At 71.8% G+C, this 17,099-nt stretch carries 18 protein-coding genes; 10 read left to right on the top strand and 8 right to left on the bottom strand.

Features of this window, described 5'->3' with window-relative positions:
- The first annotated feature begins 89 nt into the window (after positions 1-89).
- A complete protein-coding gene (locus B0I32_RS28150) occupies positions 90-713 on the top strand; it encodes a DJ-1/PfpI family protein (protein ID WP_106244834.1) in 624 nt (207 codons plus the stop codon).
- Between the two features lie 78 nt (positions 714-791).
- Here B0I32_RS28150 and B0I32_RS28145 read toward each other — a convergent pair whose 3' ends face one another.
- Positions 792-1,400, bottom strand: coding sequence for a winged helix-turn-helix domain-containing protein (locus B0I32_RS28145; RefSeq protein ID WP_106244832.1), 609 nt, complete (start codon positions 1,398-1,400; stop codon positions 792-794).
- Between the two features lie 67 nt (positions 1,401-1,467).
- Between B0I32_RS28145 and B0I32_RS28140 the strand changes: the two genes are divergently transcribed.
- Together B0I32_RS28140 and B0I32_RS28135 are read left to right on the top strand one after the other, a co-directional pair.
- On the top strand, positions 1,468-2,757 hold the full coding sequence (locus B0I32_RS28140) for an MFS transporter (protein ID WP_106244831.1): 1,290 nt from the start codon (positions 1,468-1,470) through the stop codon (positions 2,755-2,757).
- A 56-nt stretch (positions 2,758-2,813) separates the two neighbouring features.
- Complete coding sequence (locus B0I32_RS28135; protein WP_106244829.1) at positions 2,814-3,620, top strand: serine/threonine-protein kinase; 807 nt, start codon at positions 2,814-2,816, stop codon at positions 3,618-3,620.
- Positions 3,621-3,668: 48 nt separating this feature from the next.
- On the opposite strand, the gene B0I32_RS28130 is transcribed toward B0I32_RS28135, so the two are convergent.
- The gene (locus B0I32_RS28130) at positions 3,669-4,415 is read right to left on the bottom strand and encodes a lysophospholipid acyltransferase family protein (RefSeq protein WP_106244828.1); all 747 of its coding nucleotides are present in this window, start codon (positions 4,413-4,415) and stop codon (positions 3,669-3,671) included.
- 18 nt (positions 4,416-4,433) lie between these two features.
- Complete coding sequence (locus tag B0I32_RS28125; protein WP_245956073.1) at positions 4,434-5,600, bottom strand: cytochrome P450; 1,167 nt, start codon at positions 5,598-5,600, stop codon at positions 4,434-4,436.
- A 54-nt stretch (positions 5,601-5,654) separates the two neighbouring features.
- Here B0I32_RS28125 and dhaK point away from each other — a divergent pair, with 54 nt between their 5' ends.
- The 3 genes from dhaK (at position 5,655) to B0I32_RS28110 (ending at position 7,771) form a co-directional block, all read left to right on the top strand.
- The gene (gene dhaK / locus B0I32_RS28120; protein WP_106244825.1) at positions 5,655-6,635 is read left to right on the top strand and encodes a dihydroxyacetone kinase subunit DhaK; all 981 of its coding nucleotides are present in this window, start codon (positions 5,655-5,657) and stop codon (positions 6,633-6,635) included.
- The gene (dhaL, locus tag B0I32_RS28115) at positions 6,635-7,252 is read left to right on the top strand and encodes a dihydroxyacetone kinase subunit DhaL (protein WP_106244949.1); all 618 of its coding nucleotides are present in this window, start codon (positions 6,635-6,637) and stop codon (positions 7,250-7,252) included. Before dhaK ends, dhaL begins: the two co-directional genes overlap by 1 nt.
- A 144-nt stretch (positions 7,253-7,396) precedes the next feature.
- Entirely contained in the window at positions 7,397-7,771 is a 375-nt protein-coding gene (locus tag B0I32_RS28110; RefSeq protein ID WP_106244823.1) for a PTS-dependent dihydroxyacetone kinase phosphotransferase subunit DhaM, read from the top strand.
- Positions 7,772-7,873: 102 nt separating this feature from the next.
- Here B0I32_RS28110 and B0I32_RS28105 read toward each other — a convergent pair whose 3' ends face one another.
- The 5 genes from B0I32_RS28105 to B0I32_RS28085 all read right to left on the bottom strand — a co-directional run bounded on the left by B0I32_RS28105 (position 7,874) and on the right by B0I32_RS28085 (position 12,717).
- A complete protein-coding gene (locus B0I32_RS28105) occupies positions 7,874-9,640 on the bottom strand; it encodes a thiamine pyrophosphate-binding protein (RefSeq protein WP_106244822.1) in 1,767 nt (588 codons plus the stop codon).
- Complete coding sequence (locus B0I32_RS28100; protein WP_106244820.1) at positions 9,637-10,410, bottom strand: cyclase family protein; 774 nt, start codon at positions 10,408-10,410, stop codon at positions 9,637-9,639. The genes B0I32_RS28105 and B0I32_RS28100 overlap by 4 nt, the downstream gene beginning before the upstream one ends.
- 64 nt (positions 10,411-10,474) lie before the next feature.
- Entirely contained in the window at positions 10,475-11,377 is a 903-nt protein-coding gene (locus B0I32_RS28095) for an endo alpha-1,4 polygalactosaminidase (RefSeq protein WP_106244818.1), read from the bottom strand.
- A 206-nt stretch (positions 11,378-11,583) separates the two neighbouring features.
- A complete protein-coding gene (locus tag B0I32_RS28090; protein ID WP_483870143.1) occupies positions 11,584-12,252 on the bottom strand; it encodes an Rv1352/Rv1906c domain-containing protein in 669 nt (222 codons plus the stop codon).
- A gap of 36 nt (positions 12,253-12,288) precedes the next feature.
- Entirely contained in the window at positions 12,289-12,717 is a 429-nt protein-coding gene (locus B0I32_RS28085; RefSeq protein ID WP_106244948.1) for a CBS domain-containing protein, read from the bottom strand.
- 138 nt (positions 12,718-12,855) lie between these two features.
- Between B0I32_RS28085 and B0I32_RS28080 the strand changes: the two genes are divergently transcribed.
- The 4 genes from B0I32_RS28080 (at position 12,856) to B0I32_RS28065 (ending at position 17,099) form a co-directional block, all read left to right on the top strand.
- On the top strand, positions 12,856-14,262 hold the full coding sequence (locus B0I32_RS28080; protein WP_106244815.1) for an aminopeptidase P family protein: 1,407 nt from the start codon (positions 12,856-12,858) through the stop codon (positions 14,260-14,262).
- 152 nt (positions 14,263-14,414) lie between these two features.
- Entirely contained in the window at positions 14,415-15,206 is a 792-nt protein-coding gene (locus tag B0I32_RS28075) for an MlaE family ABC transporter permease (protein ID WP_106244946.1), read from the top strand.
- A 13-nt stretch (positions 15,207-15,219) separates the two neighbouring features.
- Positions 15,220-16,074, top strand: coding sequence for an ABC transporter permease (locus B0I32_RS28070; RefSeq protein ID WP_106244813.1), 855 nt, complete (start codon positions 15,220-15,222; stop codon positions 16,072-16,074).
- A gap of 5 nt (positions 16,075-16,079) precedes the next feature.
- Positions 16,080-17,099 (top strand): MCE family protein, encoded by a 1,020-nt coding sequence (locus tag B0I32_RS28065; protein WP_106244811.1) that lies wholly within the window; start codon positions 16,080-16,082, stop codon positions 17,097-17,099.

The raw sequence follows: 17,099 nt of genomic DNA, 5'->3' as shown, positions 1-17,099 counted from the left end.
CGGCGAGAGCCCCCGGTCCTGCCCCCGGGGGCTCTCGGCGTTCCGGGGTAGTTTCGAAGCGCACGTCTCCACCGAGGAAGGGCAGACCCATGCACGTGGCCATCCCCCTCTATCCCCGCTTCACCGCGCTCGACGCGGTGGGCCCGTACACGGTGCTGGCCTTCGCGCCCGGCTGGACGGTCACGTTCGTGGCCGCCGAGCGCGGGCCGGTCGCCGACGACAAGGGCACGCTCCTGCTGAACGCCACGGCCTCGTACGCCGAGCTGCCCCGCCCGGACGTGATCGTGGTCCCCGGCGGCTCTGGAACGCTCGACGTCCTGTCCGACGAGGCCCTGGTCGGGTGGATCAGGCAGGCGCACGAGCACACTCAGTGGACGACCTCGGTGTGCAGCGGCTCGCTGCTGCTCGGGGCGGCCGGGCTGCTGGAGGGGCGTGAGGCCACCACGCACTGGGCCATCCTCGACTTCCTCACCCGCTTCGGGGCCGAGCCGGTGAGCGAGCGGGTGGTGACGGCCGGGAAGATCGTGACGGCGGCGGGGGTGTCGGCGGGCATCGACATGGCGCTGACGCTGCTGGCGCAGGCCGCCGATCCGGTGACGGCGCAGAGCGTGCAACTGGCCATCGAGTACGACCCGCGCCCGCCGTTCGCCTGCGGCTCCCCCGGCACCGCGCCGGAGGGCCTGGCCGAACGCGCCCTCGGCCTCATCACGTGACCCCGCACGGCCTCCGCACCTGACGCCGGAGCCCGCGGCCTCGTCGCGTCAGGCCGAGCCGGTGAGTGAGCGGCCTGATCAGTCGTCGTCATCCGGCGCCGGGCGGCCGGCTCCCACCGGCAGGACGTCGAAGTGCACGATCACGCGCCCGAGGTCCTCCGGGGCCTCGGGCGGCCTGCCGTCGGAGACCGCGCGGTAGCGTTCCAGCACCGCGAACACCTCGTCCCGCATCCGCGCCGTCTCCGCCACCGTGAGCCGCAGCGAGCGCCGCCCGAAGACGCTCGCCGCCACCCACTCCTCCGGGGCCGTCGGCGACTCCTCGCGCCATCGGGACAGCTCCTCCCCGCGCTGGCGGACCAGGTCGTCGAGCAGGTACTCGACCGCTCCCGCCGCCTCCGGGTCGGCCTCGGACGGTTCGCCGTAGGAGAAGCCGCCCGGCGTGACGCGCCAGTACTTCTCCTTCCCCCGCCCCATCCCCTCCGCGATCTCGATCATGCCGTGTCTGGCCAGCTCGCGCAGGTGGTAGCTGGTCGCCCCCGTGTTCTGCCCGACCAGGCCGGCCAGCCGGGTCGCCGTGGACGGCCCGTGCTCGTCGAGCAGGTCGTAGAGCCGCAGGCGCAGCGGGTGCGCGAAGGACTTCATGGCGTTCGCGTCGAGCGTTCTGGCGGAAAAGCTCTTGCGTCTCATACTGTGCAAGCCTATCTTTGCAAAGAATTCTGTGCACACTTTCCCTTACACGATAGCGGAGGCTGCCATGGCGCGTCTCGGGCGTTCGTTCGCCTATCTGTGGTCCTCCACGGCCCTGTCCAACCTGGCCGACGGCGTGCTCAAGATCGGCACGCCGCTGCTGGCCGTCTCGATGACCCGCTCCCCCATCCTGGTCTCCCTGGTGGCCGCCGCGACCACGCTGCCGTGGCTGCTGCTGGCGCTGCACGCGGGCGCGATCGCCGACCGGGCCGACCGCCGCCGCGTCATGGTGCGCGCCAACCTCGTCCGGGCCGTGATCCTGGCCGGCGTCACGCTCCTCGCCGTGCTCGGCCTGCTCAACCTCTGGCTCCTGCTGGCCGCCGTGCTGCTGGCCGGGGTGAGCGAGGTCTTCGCCGACCTCTCGGCGCAGTCCGTCCTGCCCATGACCGTCCCTCACGAGGCGCTGACCAGGGCGAACGGGCGGGTGTCGAGCGCCCAGATGATCGGCAACGACTTCGTCGGCGCTCCGGTCGCGGGCCTGCTCGTGGCGACGCTGCCCGCCGTCGTCTTCGGCGCGCCCGCCCTGCTGTACGCCGCCGCCGGGCTGCTCCTGCTGGGGATGCGCGGCGCGTACCGGCCGCCGGGCGAGACCGGAACCACCACGAGGGGAGAGGGAACCGGGGACGGGGCGGAGGCTCGGCGGCCGATGCGTGCCGACATCGCCGAGGCCCTGCGCTTCCTGTGGTCCCACCGCGTCCTGCGCGGCCTGGCGGTCACCGCCGGGCTGCTCAACCTGGCCAACTCCGCCTACTTCGCCGTCTTCGTGCTGTGGGCGGTCGGCGACGGGTCCGAGATCGGGCTCGAACCGGCCGGCTACGGCCTGATGGCCACGGCCTTCGCCGCCGGCGCCGTGTTCGGCTCGCTGCTGGCCGACCGGGCGGCGGGGCTGTTCGGGGAGTTCAGGACGCTGGCCGGCTGCTGGCTGGTCAGCAGCCTGCTGCTGCTCGTGCCGGTGATCGTGCCCTCGCCGTGGACGCTCTATCCCACCGCCGTGCTGTGGGGGGTGATCGGCGCCGGGGGCAACGTGCTGGTGATCTCCACCCGGCAGCGGCTGATTCCGGCGAAATTGCTCGGGCGGGTCAACTCGGCATATCGGCTCGTCGGGATGGGTGGCATGCCGCTCGGAGCGGCCGCGGGAGGCGTCGTGGCCGAGTTCGCCGGGCTTGGAGCCGTCCTCGTGGGCGCGACTGGAGTATGTTTGGTCGGTGTCGGACTGATGCGGCGCGCCTTGTCAGATCAAATTTCTGGGCCTCTGACCAGCGAAGCTGCACTTTCCGACATGTCCGGATCACGTTAGGCACCCAAGAGCCTGTGCTGAGGTGACATGATTATCCCCGAGCTAGAGGGGATGGTATGCGGGAGATCGGCGGACGGTACCTCCTGAACGAGGAGGCCGGTCGTGGGGGTATGGGAGTCGTCTGGCGGGCGTTCGATCAGCTCCTCCACCGTACGGTGGCGCTGAAGGAGCTGACCTTGGCCGGTGAGGCCGAGATGGTCCGCCGCCGGGTGCTGCGCGAGGCCAGGATGGCCGCCGGGCTGACGCATCCCAACATCGTCACGGTGCATGACCTGATCGAGGAGGGCGGGAAGCTCTGGATCGTGATGGAATACCTTGACGGGCTCTCGCTGCACCAGTTGCTGTCACAGGTGGGCACGCTGCCCGCGCAGTCGGTGGCGGCGATCGGGCAGCACCTGCTCGCGGCGCTGCGCACCGCCCACCAGGCGGGCGTGCTGCACCGCGACGTCAAGCCCGCCAACGTCATGCTGACCGGTGACCGGGTGGTGCTGACCGACTTCGGGATAGCGACCGCCGAGGGTGACATCCGCATGACGACCTCGCGGCGGCTGCGCGGCACTCCGGCCTTCATGGCGCCCGAGCGGCTGCACGGGGGGCCGGCCAGCAAGGAGGCCGACATGTGGTCCTTCGGCGCCACGCTCTACAGCGCCATCGAGGGCCAGCCGCCCTACCCCGGCCAGGACGCCGCCACCGTCCTCGGCATGGCCAGGAGCGGCCCCTACCCGCCGCCGCGGCGGGCCGGGGTGATGCGGCCGCTCATCGAGGGCCTGCTGCACCACGACCCCGTGCGCCGCTACACGCCGGAGCAGACGGCGGGGTTACTCGCCGGCATGCGCGCCAGCGCCTACCAGGCGGCCATCTGACCCGCCGGCCGCCCCTCGCGGGACGGCCGGCCAGTGGTGGTCACGTGGTCACTCCTTCTTGGCGCGGGCCTCGGCCTCGGCGGCGTCCATCGCCGCCGCCTCCTCCGGGGTCGGCGCGGAGCCGCCGAGGTGGGCCGGCTGCCACCACACCCCCTGCGGCACCTCCGGATAGGTGCGCTGCGCCCGGTCCACCAGCTCCGACAGGCGCCGGTGCAGGTCGGTGGTGTGGTCGTTGACGTTCTCGCCGCGCTTGGGGTGCATCGGCTCGCCGACCAGGATGGTGACCGGCACGTGCCGCTGCAGCAGGTTGCGCGGCCGCCCCTTGGTCCACAGCCGGTGGTCGCCCCACAACGCCACCGGGATGACGGGCGTGCCGGTCGCCTGGGCCATCCGGATGGCGCCGTTCTTGATCTCCTTCACGGTGAACGACCGGCTGATCGTCGCCTCGGCGAACACGCCCACGACCTCACCGGCCTTCAGCATGCGCAGCGCCGTGGCGTAGGAGCCGGCTCCCGCCTCCCGGTCCACCGGGATGTGGTGCATGCCGCGCATCAGCGGCCCCGAGATCCGGTTGTCGAACACGTCCTGCTTGGCCATGAAGCGCACCAGCCGCTTCGACGGCAGCGCGGCGAACCCGGCGAAGATGAAGTCGAGGTAGCTGATGTGGTTGCTCACCAGCACCGCTCCCCCGGTGCGCGGCACGTGCTCGGTCCCCTCCATGTGGAACTTGATGTCGAGCACGCGAAACAGGGTCCGCGCGGCGGCGATCACCGGCGGGTACACGATCTCAGCCATGAGCAGAAGGTAACGTACTCAGGCGGGTTTCACGGACGTCGGGAGGCTCACCATGCCCCTGACGTTGCCGTGCGCGGTCCTCCTGATGCCGGCCGGATCGATGTCGTAGCCGGGGGAGACGGCCTTCGTCAGCTCCTCCAGCGCGATCCTGGCCTCCAGCCGGGCGAGAGCGCCGCCCAGGCAGTAGTGGCGGCCGACGCCGAAGCTGAGGGAGCGGGCGGTGTCGCGGCTCAGGTCGTAGTCGCCGGCGCCGGGGAAGACCCGCTCGTCGCGGTTGGCGGAGCCGATCAGCAGCCACATCTTGGCGTTCTCCGGGACGCGGACGCCGTACCACTCGCTCTCGCGGGTGAGCCGGCGGGCGGTGCCGTGGGCGGGGGTGTCGTAGCGCAGCGACTCCTCCATCCACGGCGTGATCGCCCCGTCGAAGGCGGCGGCGCGCTGGTCCGGGTTGCGCCAGGCCCAGTACCAGGCGGCGCTGAGCAGGTGGGTCGTGGTCTCCGCGCCCGCGCCGATGAGCAGGAACAGGAACGCCACGATGTCGTCGTCGCTCAGCTCCTCGTCCGCGACGAGGACGGAGACGAGGTCGTCGCGCGGCTCGGCCCGGCGTTCGGCGATGATCGAGCCGTAGTAGCCGCCGAGCGAGACCAGGCTCTTGAGCCCGTCGTCGGCCGTCTCGCCGTCTAGGGCGTACCCGATCAGGGCGCTGAAGTCACGGCGTACGCCCGCGCGCTCGGACGGCGGCACGCCCACCAGTTCGGAGATCACGTCCAGCGGCAGCCTGGCCGCGATGTCGCGGGCGAAGTCGAACGTGCCCCGATCCACCGCCCGGACGATGTGCTCGCGCGCGATCTGCCTGATCATGGGCTCCAGCGCGGCGACCCGGCGCGGGGTGAAGCCCTTGGAGATGGCGGCGCGCATGCGGGTGTGCTCGGGCGGGTCCATCGCCACGAACGACAGGAACCTGCGCGCCTCGGGACCCGAGGCGCCCGGCTCCAGCATGGGGCCGTGGTCGCTGGACAGCAGCGCGCTGTCGGCGAGGGCGGCCGAGACGTCGGCGTGCCGGGACAGCGCCCAGAAACCGAGCTCGGCGTTGTGGTAGAGCGGCGCTTCCGCCCTCAGCCGCGCGTAGACGGGATAGGGGTCGTCGTTGGTCGCGGCGTCGAAGGGACTGTAGACGATATCCACTCCGCCCACGCTACGACGCTTGCGCGGTCGTGAAAACGGGCAGATGTTTCGACCATGAAGAAGCTCATCAACACGGCAGAATCCGTCGTTGAAGACGCGCTGAACGGCATGGCCGCGGCCCACCCCTCGCTGCGGATCCGTGACCACGTGGTCTACCGCGCGCAGGGCCCGCGCCGCGGGAAGGTGGGCCTGGTCTCCGGCGGCGGCTCCGGCCACGAGCCGCTGCACGTCGGTTTCGTCGGCCACGGCATGCTCGACGCCGCCTGTGCCGGCGAGATCTTCACCTCGCCGGTGCCCGATCCGATCATCGAGGCGACCCTGGGGGTCGACGGCGGCGCCGGGGTGCTGCACATCGTCAAGAACTACACCGGCGACGTGCTCAACTTCGAGATGGCCGCGGAGCTGGTCGAGGGCGTCGAGGTGGCGAGCGTGCTGGTGGACGACGACGTCGCCGTCCAGGACTCGCTCTACACGGCCGGCCGCCGCGGCACCGGGGCGACGCTGTTCGTGGAGAAGATCGCGGGGGCGCTGGCCGAGGAGGGCGCGCCGCTGGCCCGGGTCGCGGCCGTGGCGCAGGAGGTGGACGAGCGCAGCAGGTCCTTCGGCATCGCCCTGACCTCCTGCACCACCCCGTCCGCCGGCAAGCCCACCTTCGACCTGCCGGAGACGGAGGTGGAGCTGGGCATCGGCATCCACGGCGAGCCGGGCCGGGCCAGGGTGCCGCTGGCGCCGGCGCGCGAGCTGGCCGAGGTGGCGATGGAGGCCGTCCACCGCGACCAGCCGCTGCGGGGCGACCTGCTGGTCATGGTCAACGGCATGGGCGGGACGCCGCTCATGGAGCTGTACGTCGTGTTCGCGGAGGTGGCCGCGTTCATCAAGGGCAAGGGAGCCCGGGTGACGCGCTCGCTGGTGGGTAATTACGTGACGAGTCTGGACATGCAGGGCTTCTCGGTCTCGGTCTGCCTGCTGGACGACGCGCTGACCCGGCTGTGGGACGCGCCGGTCGAGACGCCCGCGCTGCGCTGGGGGCGCTGATGGACACCGACCTGTTCGTGGCCTGGTTCGAGGAGACGGCCCGGCTCGTGCGCGAGGAGCGCGACCGCCTGACCCGGCTCGACGCGGCCATCGGCGACGCCGACCACGGCACCAACCTCGACCGCGGCCTCACCGAGGTGTGCAAGGCACTGGCCGACTCCGCGCCGGAGTCGGCGGCGGAGGTGCTGACGACGGCGGGCACGACGCTGATCCGCCGGGTCGGGGGCGCGTCGGGACCGCTGTACGGATCGGTGTTCCGGCAGATGGGCAAGGCGCTGCTGACGCCGGTGACGCTGGCCGGGTTCTCGGCGGCCTTCGAGGCGGGGGTGGTGGCCGTCGAGCGGCTCGGCAAGGCGGCCCTGGGCGACAAGACCATGGTGGACGCGCTCGCCCCGGCCTCACGGGCGCTGGCGCTGGCCGTACGTGACGGCGTGAGCGTCCAGGAGGCGCTCGACCAGGCGGCCCGCGCGGCCGCCGAGGGCGCCAAGGCGACCATCCCGATGCAGGCGCGCAAGGGGCGGGCCAGTTACCTGGGTGAGCGCAGCATCGGGCACGAGGATCCGGGGGCGGCGTCGGCGGTGCTGTTCATGACGGCGCTGGCCACCGTGGCGGGCTAGGCCCGTGACCGGACGGACTGTCACTGGACTTGGACGGGCTGCTGGGGGACGGGCTGCTGGGGGACGGGCTGCTGGGGGACGGGCCACTGCCGGAGAGGCCGATGGGGGACGGGCTGCCGCCGGAGCGACTGTGGAGGCGGTGTGATGGTGGGCGTGGTGCTGGTCTCGCACAGTGCCGGGCTGGCGGCCGAGGCGATGGCGCTGGCCCTCGGGATCGCGGGGCCGGACGCCCCCGTGGCGGCGGCCGGCGGCACCTCGGACAACGGGCTGGGCACCTCCATCGACCGCGTCGAGGCGGCGGTGCGCAGCGTCGATCAGGGCCACGGGGTGGTGCTCATCCCCGACCTGGGCAGCTCGGTGCTGACCGCCCGGCTGCTGGAGGAGGAAGAGCGGATCGTGGTGGCGGACGTGCCGTTCGTGGAGGGCGCGATCGCGGCCGCGGTGGCGGCGGGCGCGGGCTCGTCGCTGGCCGAGGTGCTGGAGGCCGCCGAGGAGTCCCGCGCCTTCCGCAAACTCTGATCCGCGCCCCTCGGACCGGGGGTCCCTGGACCAGAGACCCCCGGATCAGGGGTCCTTGGATCAGGGTGCTCGGATCAGGGTGTTCGGATCAGGGTGCTCGGATCAGTGGCCCTTGAAGGCCTCCTCCAGCCACCATGAGCCGCGTTCGCGTGTCACCTTGGCGTGCACCAGCAGCGGGCGGTCCCGTTCGCCTCCGGTCCACTCCGCCACGCCCGCCAGGTCGTCGGGCCCGGTGACGGTCACGGCGGCCAGGCCGTGGCCGCGGGCGATGGCGGCCAGGTCGGCCGGGGGGAACCTGACCGTGTCCAGCGGATGGCCGTGCGGGCCGAAGTGGTGCACCTCCGCCCCGTACGCCTCGTCGTCGTACACCACGATCACCATCGGCAGGCCGAGCCTGACCACGGTCTCCAGCTCCGCCAGCCCCATGAGCGCGCCGCCGTCGCCGAGCGCGGCCACCGGCAGCCGGTCGGGACGGGCCACGGCCGCGCCGATCGCGGTCGCCAGGCCGAGCCCGATCGACTGGAACGCCTGGGTGAAGCAGAACCCGTTCTCATCGGGGACGTCGAGGAACATCGACGGGTATCCCATGAAGTTCCCGGAGTCGATCGAGACGATCCGGTCCTGGGGCAGGAGGTCGTCGAGCGCGATGGTGAGCGTCCTCGGGTCGATCCGGCCGCCGCCGCTCTCGTCCTCGTACGGGACCGCCCGCCAGCGGCCCTCCGCCTCGATCCGGCCGGCCAGCTCCGGCGAGCGGTAACCAGGAGCGCCGGCCCGCACCCGGGCGGTCAGCGACCGGGCGACCTCCGCCACGTCGCCCACCACGCCCACGTCGGCGGGCACGTGCGTCTTGAGCGCCGCCGGGTCGAGGTCCACCTTCGCCACCCGCGTGCCGGGCGAGATCAGGGAGCCGTGCCGGGTGGTCCACATGTTCAGGGCGCAGCCCCAGCCGACGACGAGGTCGGCGGCGCGGATCAGCTCGGCCGTCAGGGGCGTGGCGAAGCCGCCGGAGACGTCGAGGTCCCACGGGCTGCCGCGGAAGAGCCCCTTGGCCACGGCGGAGGTCGCCAGCAGCGCCCCGGTCCGCTCGGCCAGCTCCTCCAGCTCCCGCCGGGCCCCCCGGGCACCGCGCCCGGCGATGAACACCGGCCGCCGCGCGGTTTCCAGAGCCCGCACCAGCTCCAGCAGCCCGTCCTCCGCTGAAGGCACACCTGTGGAAGGCGACGGCTCCGGCCCGGAACCCGCCCCGCCCGCCGGCTCCTCGCTGGAGCGCCCGGCCGGCGTGGGGGTGGAGCCGGTCGCGGTGGAAGCGGAGGGAGCGGTCGAGGGCGGGGCGGCGGTGAGGAGGCGGGTGGTCCGGGTGGTCAGGGTGGTGGGGTCGAGGTCGGGGCAGGGAGTGGACTGGACGTCGAGCGGAAGGTTCAGGAGGACCGTGCGGCGGTCCCCCACGGCCACCTGGTACGCCCGGACCACCTGCTCCACCACGTCCACGGCCCCCGTGACCCGCATCGCCACCGCGCCCACGGCGACGGCCAGGGCGGACTGGTCGATGTGGAAGTTCGACTGGGGCTCGGTGGCCTCGCCGGCCAGGACGATCAGCGGGGTGCGGCTCTTGGCGGCCTCGGTGATGCCGGTCATCGCGTTCGTGAGCCCCGGACCCTGGTGCACCGACACGATGCCGGCCCGGCCGCTCATCCTGGCGTACGCGTCGGCCATGGTGGCGGCCCCGCCCTCGTGGCGGGCGGCGACGAAGGGCACGCCGGCGGCCACGAGGGCGTTGGTGACGTGGAAGTTGCCGCTACCGACCACCCCGAAGGTGGTCCCGGCCCCGCACGCGGCCAGGACCCGGCCCACGGCCTCGGCGACGATCAACGCTCGACCAGGGCGAGCACGCGCACGGGGCTGCCCGAGCCGCCCTCGATGGGCAGCGGCGGCGCGACCACGACGGCGCCGGTCACCGGCAGGCGGTCGAGGTTGCGCAGCTGGGTGAGGCCGTACTTGCCCGCGCCGAGCAGGAAGGAGTGGCAGGGGAAGGGCGGGTCGAAGGAGTGGGCGGCGCCCGCGTCGGTGCCCACGGTCTCGACGCCGAGCCCGAGGATGGGGGTCTCGGCGGCCAGCCACTGGGCGCATTCGACCGAGATGCCGGGCGTGTGCGGGCCGGTCTCGTCGGCGTTCAGGAAGGCGGCCTGGTCGGCGGAGCGGGCGTCCCAGCCGGTCCGGTAGAGCAACCAGCCGCCCTCGGGGAGCGGGCCGTTGGCCCGCTCCCACTCCTTGACGTGGTCGATCTGGAGAAGGAAGTCGGGGTCCTTCGACGCCTCCGCGGCCAGGTCGAGCACCACGGCGGGCGCGATCAGGCTGCGCGCGGGCACCTGGGAGACGTCCTGGCCGTCGCGGGCGGTGACCCAGTGGACGGGGGCGTCGAAGTGGGTGCCGGTGTGCTCGCCGGTGTGGATGTCGTTCCAGTACCAGGCCGGGCCGCGATCGTCGTACCGGCTGATCTCCTCCAGCCGGAACGGGATCGTGTTGCCGAACGGCTCGGGCAGCTGCAGGATCGGCGTCTCCGCCGTCAGCGGCGCGGTGAGGTCGATCACCTCGATCGCCCCGTTGCGCACGCTGTCCACAAAGCTCTGCAACACCGACATGTCTTCCTCCTTGGTGGGCTGAGCGCATCCTCCTACGCTCGCCCTACCAGTGCAAACGCCTGTCCTACCGGCAGGCCACGCGGTAGGAGTCGAGGTCGTAGGTCTTCTTCAGCGAGTTGAAGTTCTGGGCGTTGGACTTCGAGCAGAACTTCGAGGTGGCCAGGTTGTACTCGACCTGGAACACGGCCTTGCCGGCCTTGACGAACTGGTCGTAGCCGTACGACCCGCCGTTCTGGGCGGTGGTGCACTCGGAGTGCTCCCAGCACTCCTCGTTGATCGCGAAGTCGAAGTACGGCAGCAGTTGCGGGATCTGCGCGACGTCGTTCTTCAGCGCCACGGACAGCCCGCGCTTGTGCGCCTCGTTGGCGAACCAGGCGTTGTAGGCGAGCTGGTCGGCGGCCTTGAGCGGGAAGCCGGTGCCGTTGGTGTAGCCGTCGACGTTGTCGGGCTCGACGGCGTCGAACCCGGCCGCCTTGCACATGTCGAGCCGGTCCTTCATGATCTGGCCCAGCTCGCCGGAGTAGCGGCGGATGTCCAGCCACCGCTCGCCCTCCCAGTCCTCCAGCGGGTCGCCGAGGACCGCGGCGGGGAAGCGGCCGGCGTCGGGGCGCCAGTCCTCGTACGTGCCCGCGCTGATGTAACAGACGACGCGACGGCCAGGTTTGCCGGCCTTGAGGGACTTGACGATGGTGCCGTCGTCGGCGGCGTCGAAGCCGTCGATGTCGAACATCTGCACGTTGGGGTACGGCTTCTTCGGCAGGGCGATGAGCTGCCAGTCCCAGCTGGTGTTGAGCGCGGGCTTCCAGCAGCCGTCGCAGGCGACCGGACTGGGCAGCGCGGCGGCCCCGGCCGCGGTCGCCAAGGCCGCTCCGGAGGCGGACCCGGCAGCGGCCGGGGCGGTGGTGAGTGAGGTGACGACGGTGACGGCCGCCAGGGCGGCGGCGGAGACGAGAGCGGACAGACGCATGGACACTCCTCGCGAACAGAACGGTTCGGGATCGGTGGCGACGCGCGCTGTTCCGCACTCTCCGCTACGCGTCCTGGCCAGGGACGCCGGAGTGGCGTGGCCCATGACCGCAGGGCGTCACGCCAGCACGCTGGGGCGTGCCTCCTTTCTGCCGGTGAGCAGAATTGCGCGTTTCTGCGCTGTTGTCCAGCGTTTCCGGCAGGAAGTTACGCCTTGCTCCACTCGACGCAACCACCGGTCTGGAACGCTTTGTCGGTGGCCAGGATGGTGACGCTGGCGGGCCCCGTCGGCATGCCGGAGGTGATGATGTCGCCGGTCGTGTTCCGCAGCCTGGCCCAGTAGCAGAGCGGGAACCCGGCGGTGGGGCCGGTGGTGCGGTAGGTGCCGGGCTGGATGTCCGTGCCGACGACGAGGGTACGCAGGGAGGCGCCGTTCAGCGGCGGCGTCGCCGCGTCACCGGCTCCCGGCGGGGTGGTCTGCCCGGGAGGCGTCGCGGGCGGAGTCTGTCCTGGCTGGGTCTGACCCGGCTGGGTCTGACCCGGCGTCTGCCCGGGTGGGGTCTGGCCGGGCTGCGTCTGACCAGGCGGGGCCTGGTCCGGGAGGGTCTGGCCGGGCGTGGGCTGCCCGTCCTGGGGCGGCGTCGCGGCGGGCACGCTGCTGTCCGGCAGACCCGGCTGACTCTCCTCGACCGTCACCGTGACCCGCGGCTCCGGCTCCTCGGCGGAGGTCGTCTGCGCGCCGAAGCCGACGAAGACGCCCAGCAGGAAGCCCAGCAGGGCGGCGAGCCCCGAGACGAGCACGATGATCGGCGGGCTGCTCGTGGCCCGGGGGTACTCAGGTAACCGCTGATGGTCAGGAGGGGGCGGCCCGTACATCACGGACCAAGCGTCCCATCCCTGTCAACGATGCTGTCAACGATGCAGGTAGTCGACCAGCGACGCCTTCTCCGTCTCCAGCTCCTCGATCGTGCTCTTGACCACGTCGCCGATGCTGACGATGCCGACCAGCCGGCCGCCGTCCACCACCGGCATGTGCCGGAAGCGCTGCGTGGTCATGGTCTGCCGGAGCGAGTCGACGTTCTCCCCCGGGCCGACCGTGGTCACCTCGGTGGTCATGATCGAGGAGACCGGGGAGTCGAGGATCGCGGCGCCGCGGTCGTGCAGGCGCCGCACCACGTCGCGCTCGGAGACGATCCCCTCGATGGTGACCCCGTCGGAGGAGACGACGACGGCGCCGATGTTGTGCTCGGCCAGCTGGGCGAGCAGCTCGCGTACAGTGGCGGCGGGCGCGACGGTCGTCACGTCACTGCCCTTGCCACGAAGGATCGTCCCGATGAGCATGTGCACCACCTCTTGCCCTCAGTGTTCCAACCCTGCGTCCAGGCAAACAACCCCCCGGGGCCCTCGTCAAGCGGTCCCGTAGGCTGCTCCCTGTACTGGATCACGACATCGACCGACATACCACTCAAGGAACGCTCCATGGCCGAGGCGCTCAACATCGGAAGCCACGATCTGCCCGTCACCGACGATCTTGCCGCGTTCATGCGCATCGGCTGGGCCCCTCAGGAGGCGAGCGCCGAGGCCGGGCCGCGGCCGATAGCGCCGTGGGCGGCCAAGCGGCGGGCCGCGCTGGCGCAGCGGTTCCCCGGTGAGCGGCTGGTGATCCCCGCGGGCACGCTGAAAGTGCGCAGCAACGACAGCGACTACCGGTTCCGGCCGCACAGCGCGTACTCCTACCTGACGGGGGCGGGCGAGTCGGACGACGTGCTGGTGATCGAGCCGTCCGGCGAGGCCGTCCTGTACGTCAGGCCGCGCGCTCCGCGCGAGGAGGGCCAGGAGTTCTACCGCGACCGCCGCTACGGCGAGTTCTGGGCCGGACCGCGCCCCGACCTGGCCGAGGCGGCGGCGCTCTACCAGGTCGAGTGCGCCCACATCCGCGACCTGGAGCTGGGCCGCCCGGCCCGGGTGCTGCGGGGCGTGGACGCCTCCGTGGACGCCGCTGTGGACGCCGCCGTCCCGAGGGGCGACGGTGACGCGGAGCTGGAGTCGTTCCTGGCGGAGATGCGGCTGGTCAAGGACGAGTGGGAGGTCGGCGAGCTGCAGTCGGCCGTGGACGCGACCGCGCGCGGTTTCGAGGACGTCGTCCGCGCGCTCCCCCAGGCGTTCGGCCATCCGCGCGGCGAGCGCTACCTGGAGGGCGTCTTCGGGCTGCGGGCCAGGCTGGAGGGCAACGCGACCGGTTACGACAGCATCGTGGCCGCCGGGGCGCACGCCTGCGTGCTGCACTGGATCCGCAACGACGGCGCGCTCGGCCGCGGTGACCTGCTGCTGATGGACGCGGGCGTCGAGGCGGACACGCTCTACACGGCCGACGTGACCCGCACCTTCCCGCTGTCGGGCCGTTTCAGCGGCGTGCAGCGGCAGGCGTACGAGCTGGTCCACCAGGCGCAGGAGGCGGCCATCGCCACGCTGCGGCCCGGCGCCCGCTTCCGTGACTTCCACCTGGCGGCCATGCGGGTGATCTGCGAGGGTCTGCGCGACTGGGGCCTGCTGAAGCAGAGCGTCGACACGCTGATGGAGACGGGCCTGTACCGGCGTTACACGCTGTGCAGCAGCGGCCACATGCTCGGTCTGGACGTGCACGACTGCGCCAGGTCGCGGGCCGAGGTCTACCTGGACGGCGTGCTGGAGGAGGGCAACGTGCTGACCGTCGAGCCCGGCCTGTACTTCCAGCCGGACGACCTGACGCTGCCCGAGGAGCTGCGCGGCATCGGCATCAGGATCGAGGACGATCTCGTGATCACCTCCGGCGGGGCCCGGCTGATGTCGGACGCGCTCCCCCGCGACCCCGACGGCATCGAGTCCTGGATGGGCGCCCTGCTCTGACAGGATGGAGCTGTAACGGGACGGTCACGTTTCGTACGTGGCTGACAAGGCGCGGCCCGGCCCTCATACCTTTTCCGCAAATTACCGCCAAGCCATGGCCTACTGGACAACCCGTCAGTAGGGTTGCTGATCCGTAGGCGGCGGAGGTGGTGATGGCCTGGTCCGGGTACGTCGGACGCCGCGCCGGCTCGGCCCTCGGCCAGGTCGGAGACCTGTTCGTCATCGTCCTGGAGGGCCTGCGCCGGAGCTGGGACGTCAGGCGCTGGTGGTGGGAGTTCGTCGACCAGTGCTGGTTCCTGGCCCGCGTCACCAGCGTCCCCGTGCTCCTGGTCTCCCTGCCGCTCGGTGCGACCGTGGCGCTGCAGGTGGGTGAGCTGGCCCGGCAGCTCGGCGCCGGCTCGGCCACCGGCAGCGCGGTCTTCGTCGGCCTGATCCGCGAGGTGGCGCCGCTGGCCAGCGCGCTGCTGATCGCCGGGGCCGGCGGCAGCGCCATGACCTCCGACATCGGCGCCCGCCACATCAGGGACGAGCTGAGCGCGATGGAGGTCATGTCGGTCAACCCGATCCACCGCCTCGTCACGCCGCGCATGTGGGCGGCCAGCACGATCGCGGTGTGCCTGTGCCCGCTGGTCATCCTGGCGGGCGCGACCGGCGGCTACTTCTTCAACGTCATCGTGCAGGGCGTCACGCCGGGCGCGTACTTCGAGGGCGCGCTGTCGCTGGTCGTGGCCTCCGACCTGTACGTGACGCTGTTCAAGGCGTGGATCTTCGGGTTCATCGCGGCCGGGGTGGCCTGCTACAAGGGCATGACGTGCGCGACCAGCCCGGTGGGCGTGGGGCGGGCGGTCAACCAGGCGACCGTGGTGACGTTCATGCTGGTGTTCACGTTCAACTACGTGATCTCCGCCGTGTACTTCCTGGCCTACCCGCCGAGGTCGCTGTGATGGTGACCGGCTGATGGCGACGCGGACGGCCGGCCTCAGACTCGCCCTCAGGGGGCGGGACGCCGCCGAGCGGTTCGCGGCCCTGGCCGACTGGCCGCTGTTCGTGTGGAAGGTCCTGTTCTACTCCGTCCGCGACGTGCTGCTCAGGCTCAAGTACGCCAAGGTCGTCCTGCGCCAGGTCAGCGACGTCGTGGTGGGCGTCGGAGCCACCGTCATCGGCGGCGGCATGGTCTTCGTGGTGTTCACGATGGCGTTCGTCGTGGGCGCGACCGTGGGACTGCAGGGCTACCAGGGGCTGCAGGCCATCGGCGCGGAGTCGTTCATGGGCCTGGTCGGCAGTTTCGCCAACGTCCGCGAGATCACCCCGATCATCGCGGCCACGGCGCTGGCGGCGCAGGTCGGCTCGTCGTTCACGGCGGAGCTGGGCGCGATGCGGATCTCGGAGGAGATCGACGCGCTGGAGGTGATGGGCATCAACGCCTTCACCTACCTGATCTGCACCCGCGTCGTCGCGGCGCTGCTGGCGCTGGTGCCGATCTACCTGATCGCGCTGTTCGCCAGCTTCTTCGCCACCCGGCTCATGTGCACGGTGCTGTTCGGGCTGGCGCCCGGGGTCTACGACTACTACTTCTACCTGTACCTGCCGGTCAGCGACATCCTGTTCAGCGTCTCCAAGGTCGCCGTGTTCGCCTTCGCCGTCATCGTCATCCACTGCTTCCACGGCTTCCACGCCACCGGCGGTCCGGTGGGCGTGGGGGTGGCGGCGGGAAGGGCCATCCGCCAGTCGATCGTCACGATCGTGCTGCTCAACCTGCTGCTGTCGTACCTGTTCTGGGGCGGCGGCGGCAACATACCGCTGACGGGGTGAGGCCGGTGAACCGAGCGGAACTCTCCCTCGCCACCCGGATGGGCATCGCGCTCGCCGTGCTGGCGGTGTTCGCCGCGGCCACCCTGTACGTGGTGCGCACCACCACCGAGTTACGCGGCACCCGCATCGACGCCGTGTTCGGCCGGGCCGGGCAGGGCCTCGACACCGCCTCGCCGGTCAAGATCCGCGGCATCACGGTCGGCGACGTGACGGGCATCGCGCTGGACGCCAAGGGCAGGGCCGTGGTGACCATGCACGTCGATCCGGGGGTCAAGGTTCCCACGACCGCGGTGGCCTCCGTGGAACCGGCGTCGGTGTTCGGCCCCAAGTTCGTCGATCTGCGGCCCGGCGCGGGCGAGACGACCGGCCCCTACCTGTCCGCCGGAGCCGTCATCACCGACACCGAGGAACCGCTGGACCTGTCCGACACGCTCGGCGACGCCTACCGCGGCCTGGACGCCGTGGACCCGCGCGAGGTCACGGTCATCGTGCACACGCTGGCCAAGGGGCTGGAGGGCGAGGGCGAGAACCTGCGCGAGCTGATCGGCGACGCCGGCACGGTCGTCGGCGTCGCGCACCGGCACCGGGCGGAGGCGCGGCGGTTCCTGCACGACGCGGCGCTGCTGGGCACGGCGCTGTCGGACAAGGGCGACGAGCTCGTCTCCATCTCCTCCGACGTCAACGTCATCACCCCCGACCTGCTCAAGCGGGCCGACAAGGTACGCGCCCTGCTCCAGGAGGTCACCTCGGTCTCCGGGCAGGTCTCGCACGGCCTGGCCAAGCACCGCGGGAACCTGCGGGCCGGCGTGCACTCGGGCGAGCGGGTCGCCGCGCTCATCTACGCCCAGCTCGGCCTGGCCGGAGACGGCGTACGCGGTTTCAACCGGCTGGTGGACCTGCTCAACGAGCTGATCGAGGCGCCGGGCCCGGGCGGCAACCGCCAGTTGCAGGTGGAGGCGTTCATCGCCACCGACGTCTGCGAGCTGATCGTGGGCGCCTGCGGCCCGACCGACGGGAGGCGCTGA

It is taken from the genome of Nonomuraea fuscirosea (genome assembly GCF_003001935.1).
GTDB classification, from domain to species: Bacteria; Actinomycetota; Actinomycetes; order Streptosporangiales; family Streptosporangiaceae; genus Nonomuraea; species Nonomuraea fuscirosea.
Note: the sequence above shows the minus strand (reverse complement) of the source record. Positions and strands in the feature narration are given on the sequence as shown.

Bases quoted from the DNA above. Each gene is read 5' to 3' on its own strand.
- B0I32_RS28150 (WP_106244834.1), top strand. From the start codon at position 90: ATGCACGTGGCCATCCCCCTCTATCCCCGCTTCACCGCGCTCGACGCG.
- B0I32_RS28145 (WP_106244832.1), bottom strand. From the start codon at position 1,400: ATGAGACGCAAGAGCTTTTCCGCCAGAACGCTCGACGCGAACGCCATG.
- B0I32_RS28140 (WP_106244831.1), top strand. From the start codon at position 1,468: ATGGCGCGTCTCGGGCGTTCGTTCGCCTATCTGTGGTCCTCCACGGCC.
- B0I32_RS28135 (WP_106244829.1), top strand. From the start codon at position 2,814: ATGCGGGAGATCGGCGGACGGTACCTCCTGAACGAGGAGGCCGGTCGT.
- B0I32_RS28130 (WP_106244828.1), bottom strand. From the start codon at position 4,415: ATGGCTGAGATCGTGTACCCGCCGGTGATCGCCGCCGCGCGGACCCTG.
- dhaK (WP_106244825.1), top strand. From the start codon at position 5,655: ATGAAGAAGCTCATCAACACGGCAGAATCCGTCGTTGAAGACGCGCTG.
- dhaL (WP_106244949.1), top strand. From the start codon at position 6,635: ATGGACACCGACCTGTTCGTGGCCTGGTTCGAGGAGACGGCCCGGCTC.
- B0I32_RS28110 (WP_106244823.1), top strand. From the start codon at position 7,397: ATGGTGGGCGTGGTGCTGGTCTCGCACAGTGCCGGGCTGGCGGCCGAG.
- B0I32_RS28100 (WP_106244820.1), bottom strand. From the start codon at position 10,410: ATGTCGGTGTTGCAGAGCTTTGTGGACAGCGTGCGCAACGGGGCGATC.
- B0I32_RS28095 (WP_106244818.1), bottom strand. From the start codon at position 11,377: ATGCGTCTGTCCGCTCTCGTCTCCGCCGCCGCCCTGGCGGCCGTCACC.
- B0I32_RS28090 (WP_483870143.1), bottom strand. From the start codon at position 12,252: ATGTACGGGCCGCCCCCTCCTGACCATCAGCGGTTACCTGAGTACCCC.
- B0I32_RS28085 (WP_106244948.1), bottom strand. From the start codon at position 12,717: ATGCTCATCGGGACGATCCTTCGTGGCAAGGGCAGTGACGTGACGACC.
- B0I32_RS28080 (WP_106244815.1), top strand. From the start codon at position 12,856: ATGGCCGAGGCGCTCAACATCGGAAGCCACGATCTGCCCGTCACCGAC.
- B0I32_RS28075 (WP_106244946.1), top strand. From the start codon at position 14,415: ATGGCCTGGTCCGGGTACGTCGGACGCCGCGCCGGCTCGGCCCTCGGC.
- B0I32_RS28070 (WP_106244813.1), top strand. From the start codon at position 15,220: ATGGCGACGCGGACGGCCGGCCTCAGACTCGCCCTCAGGGGGCGGGAC.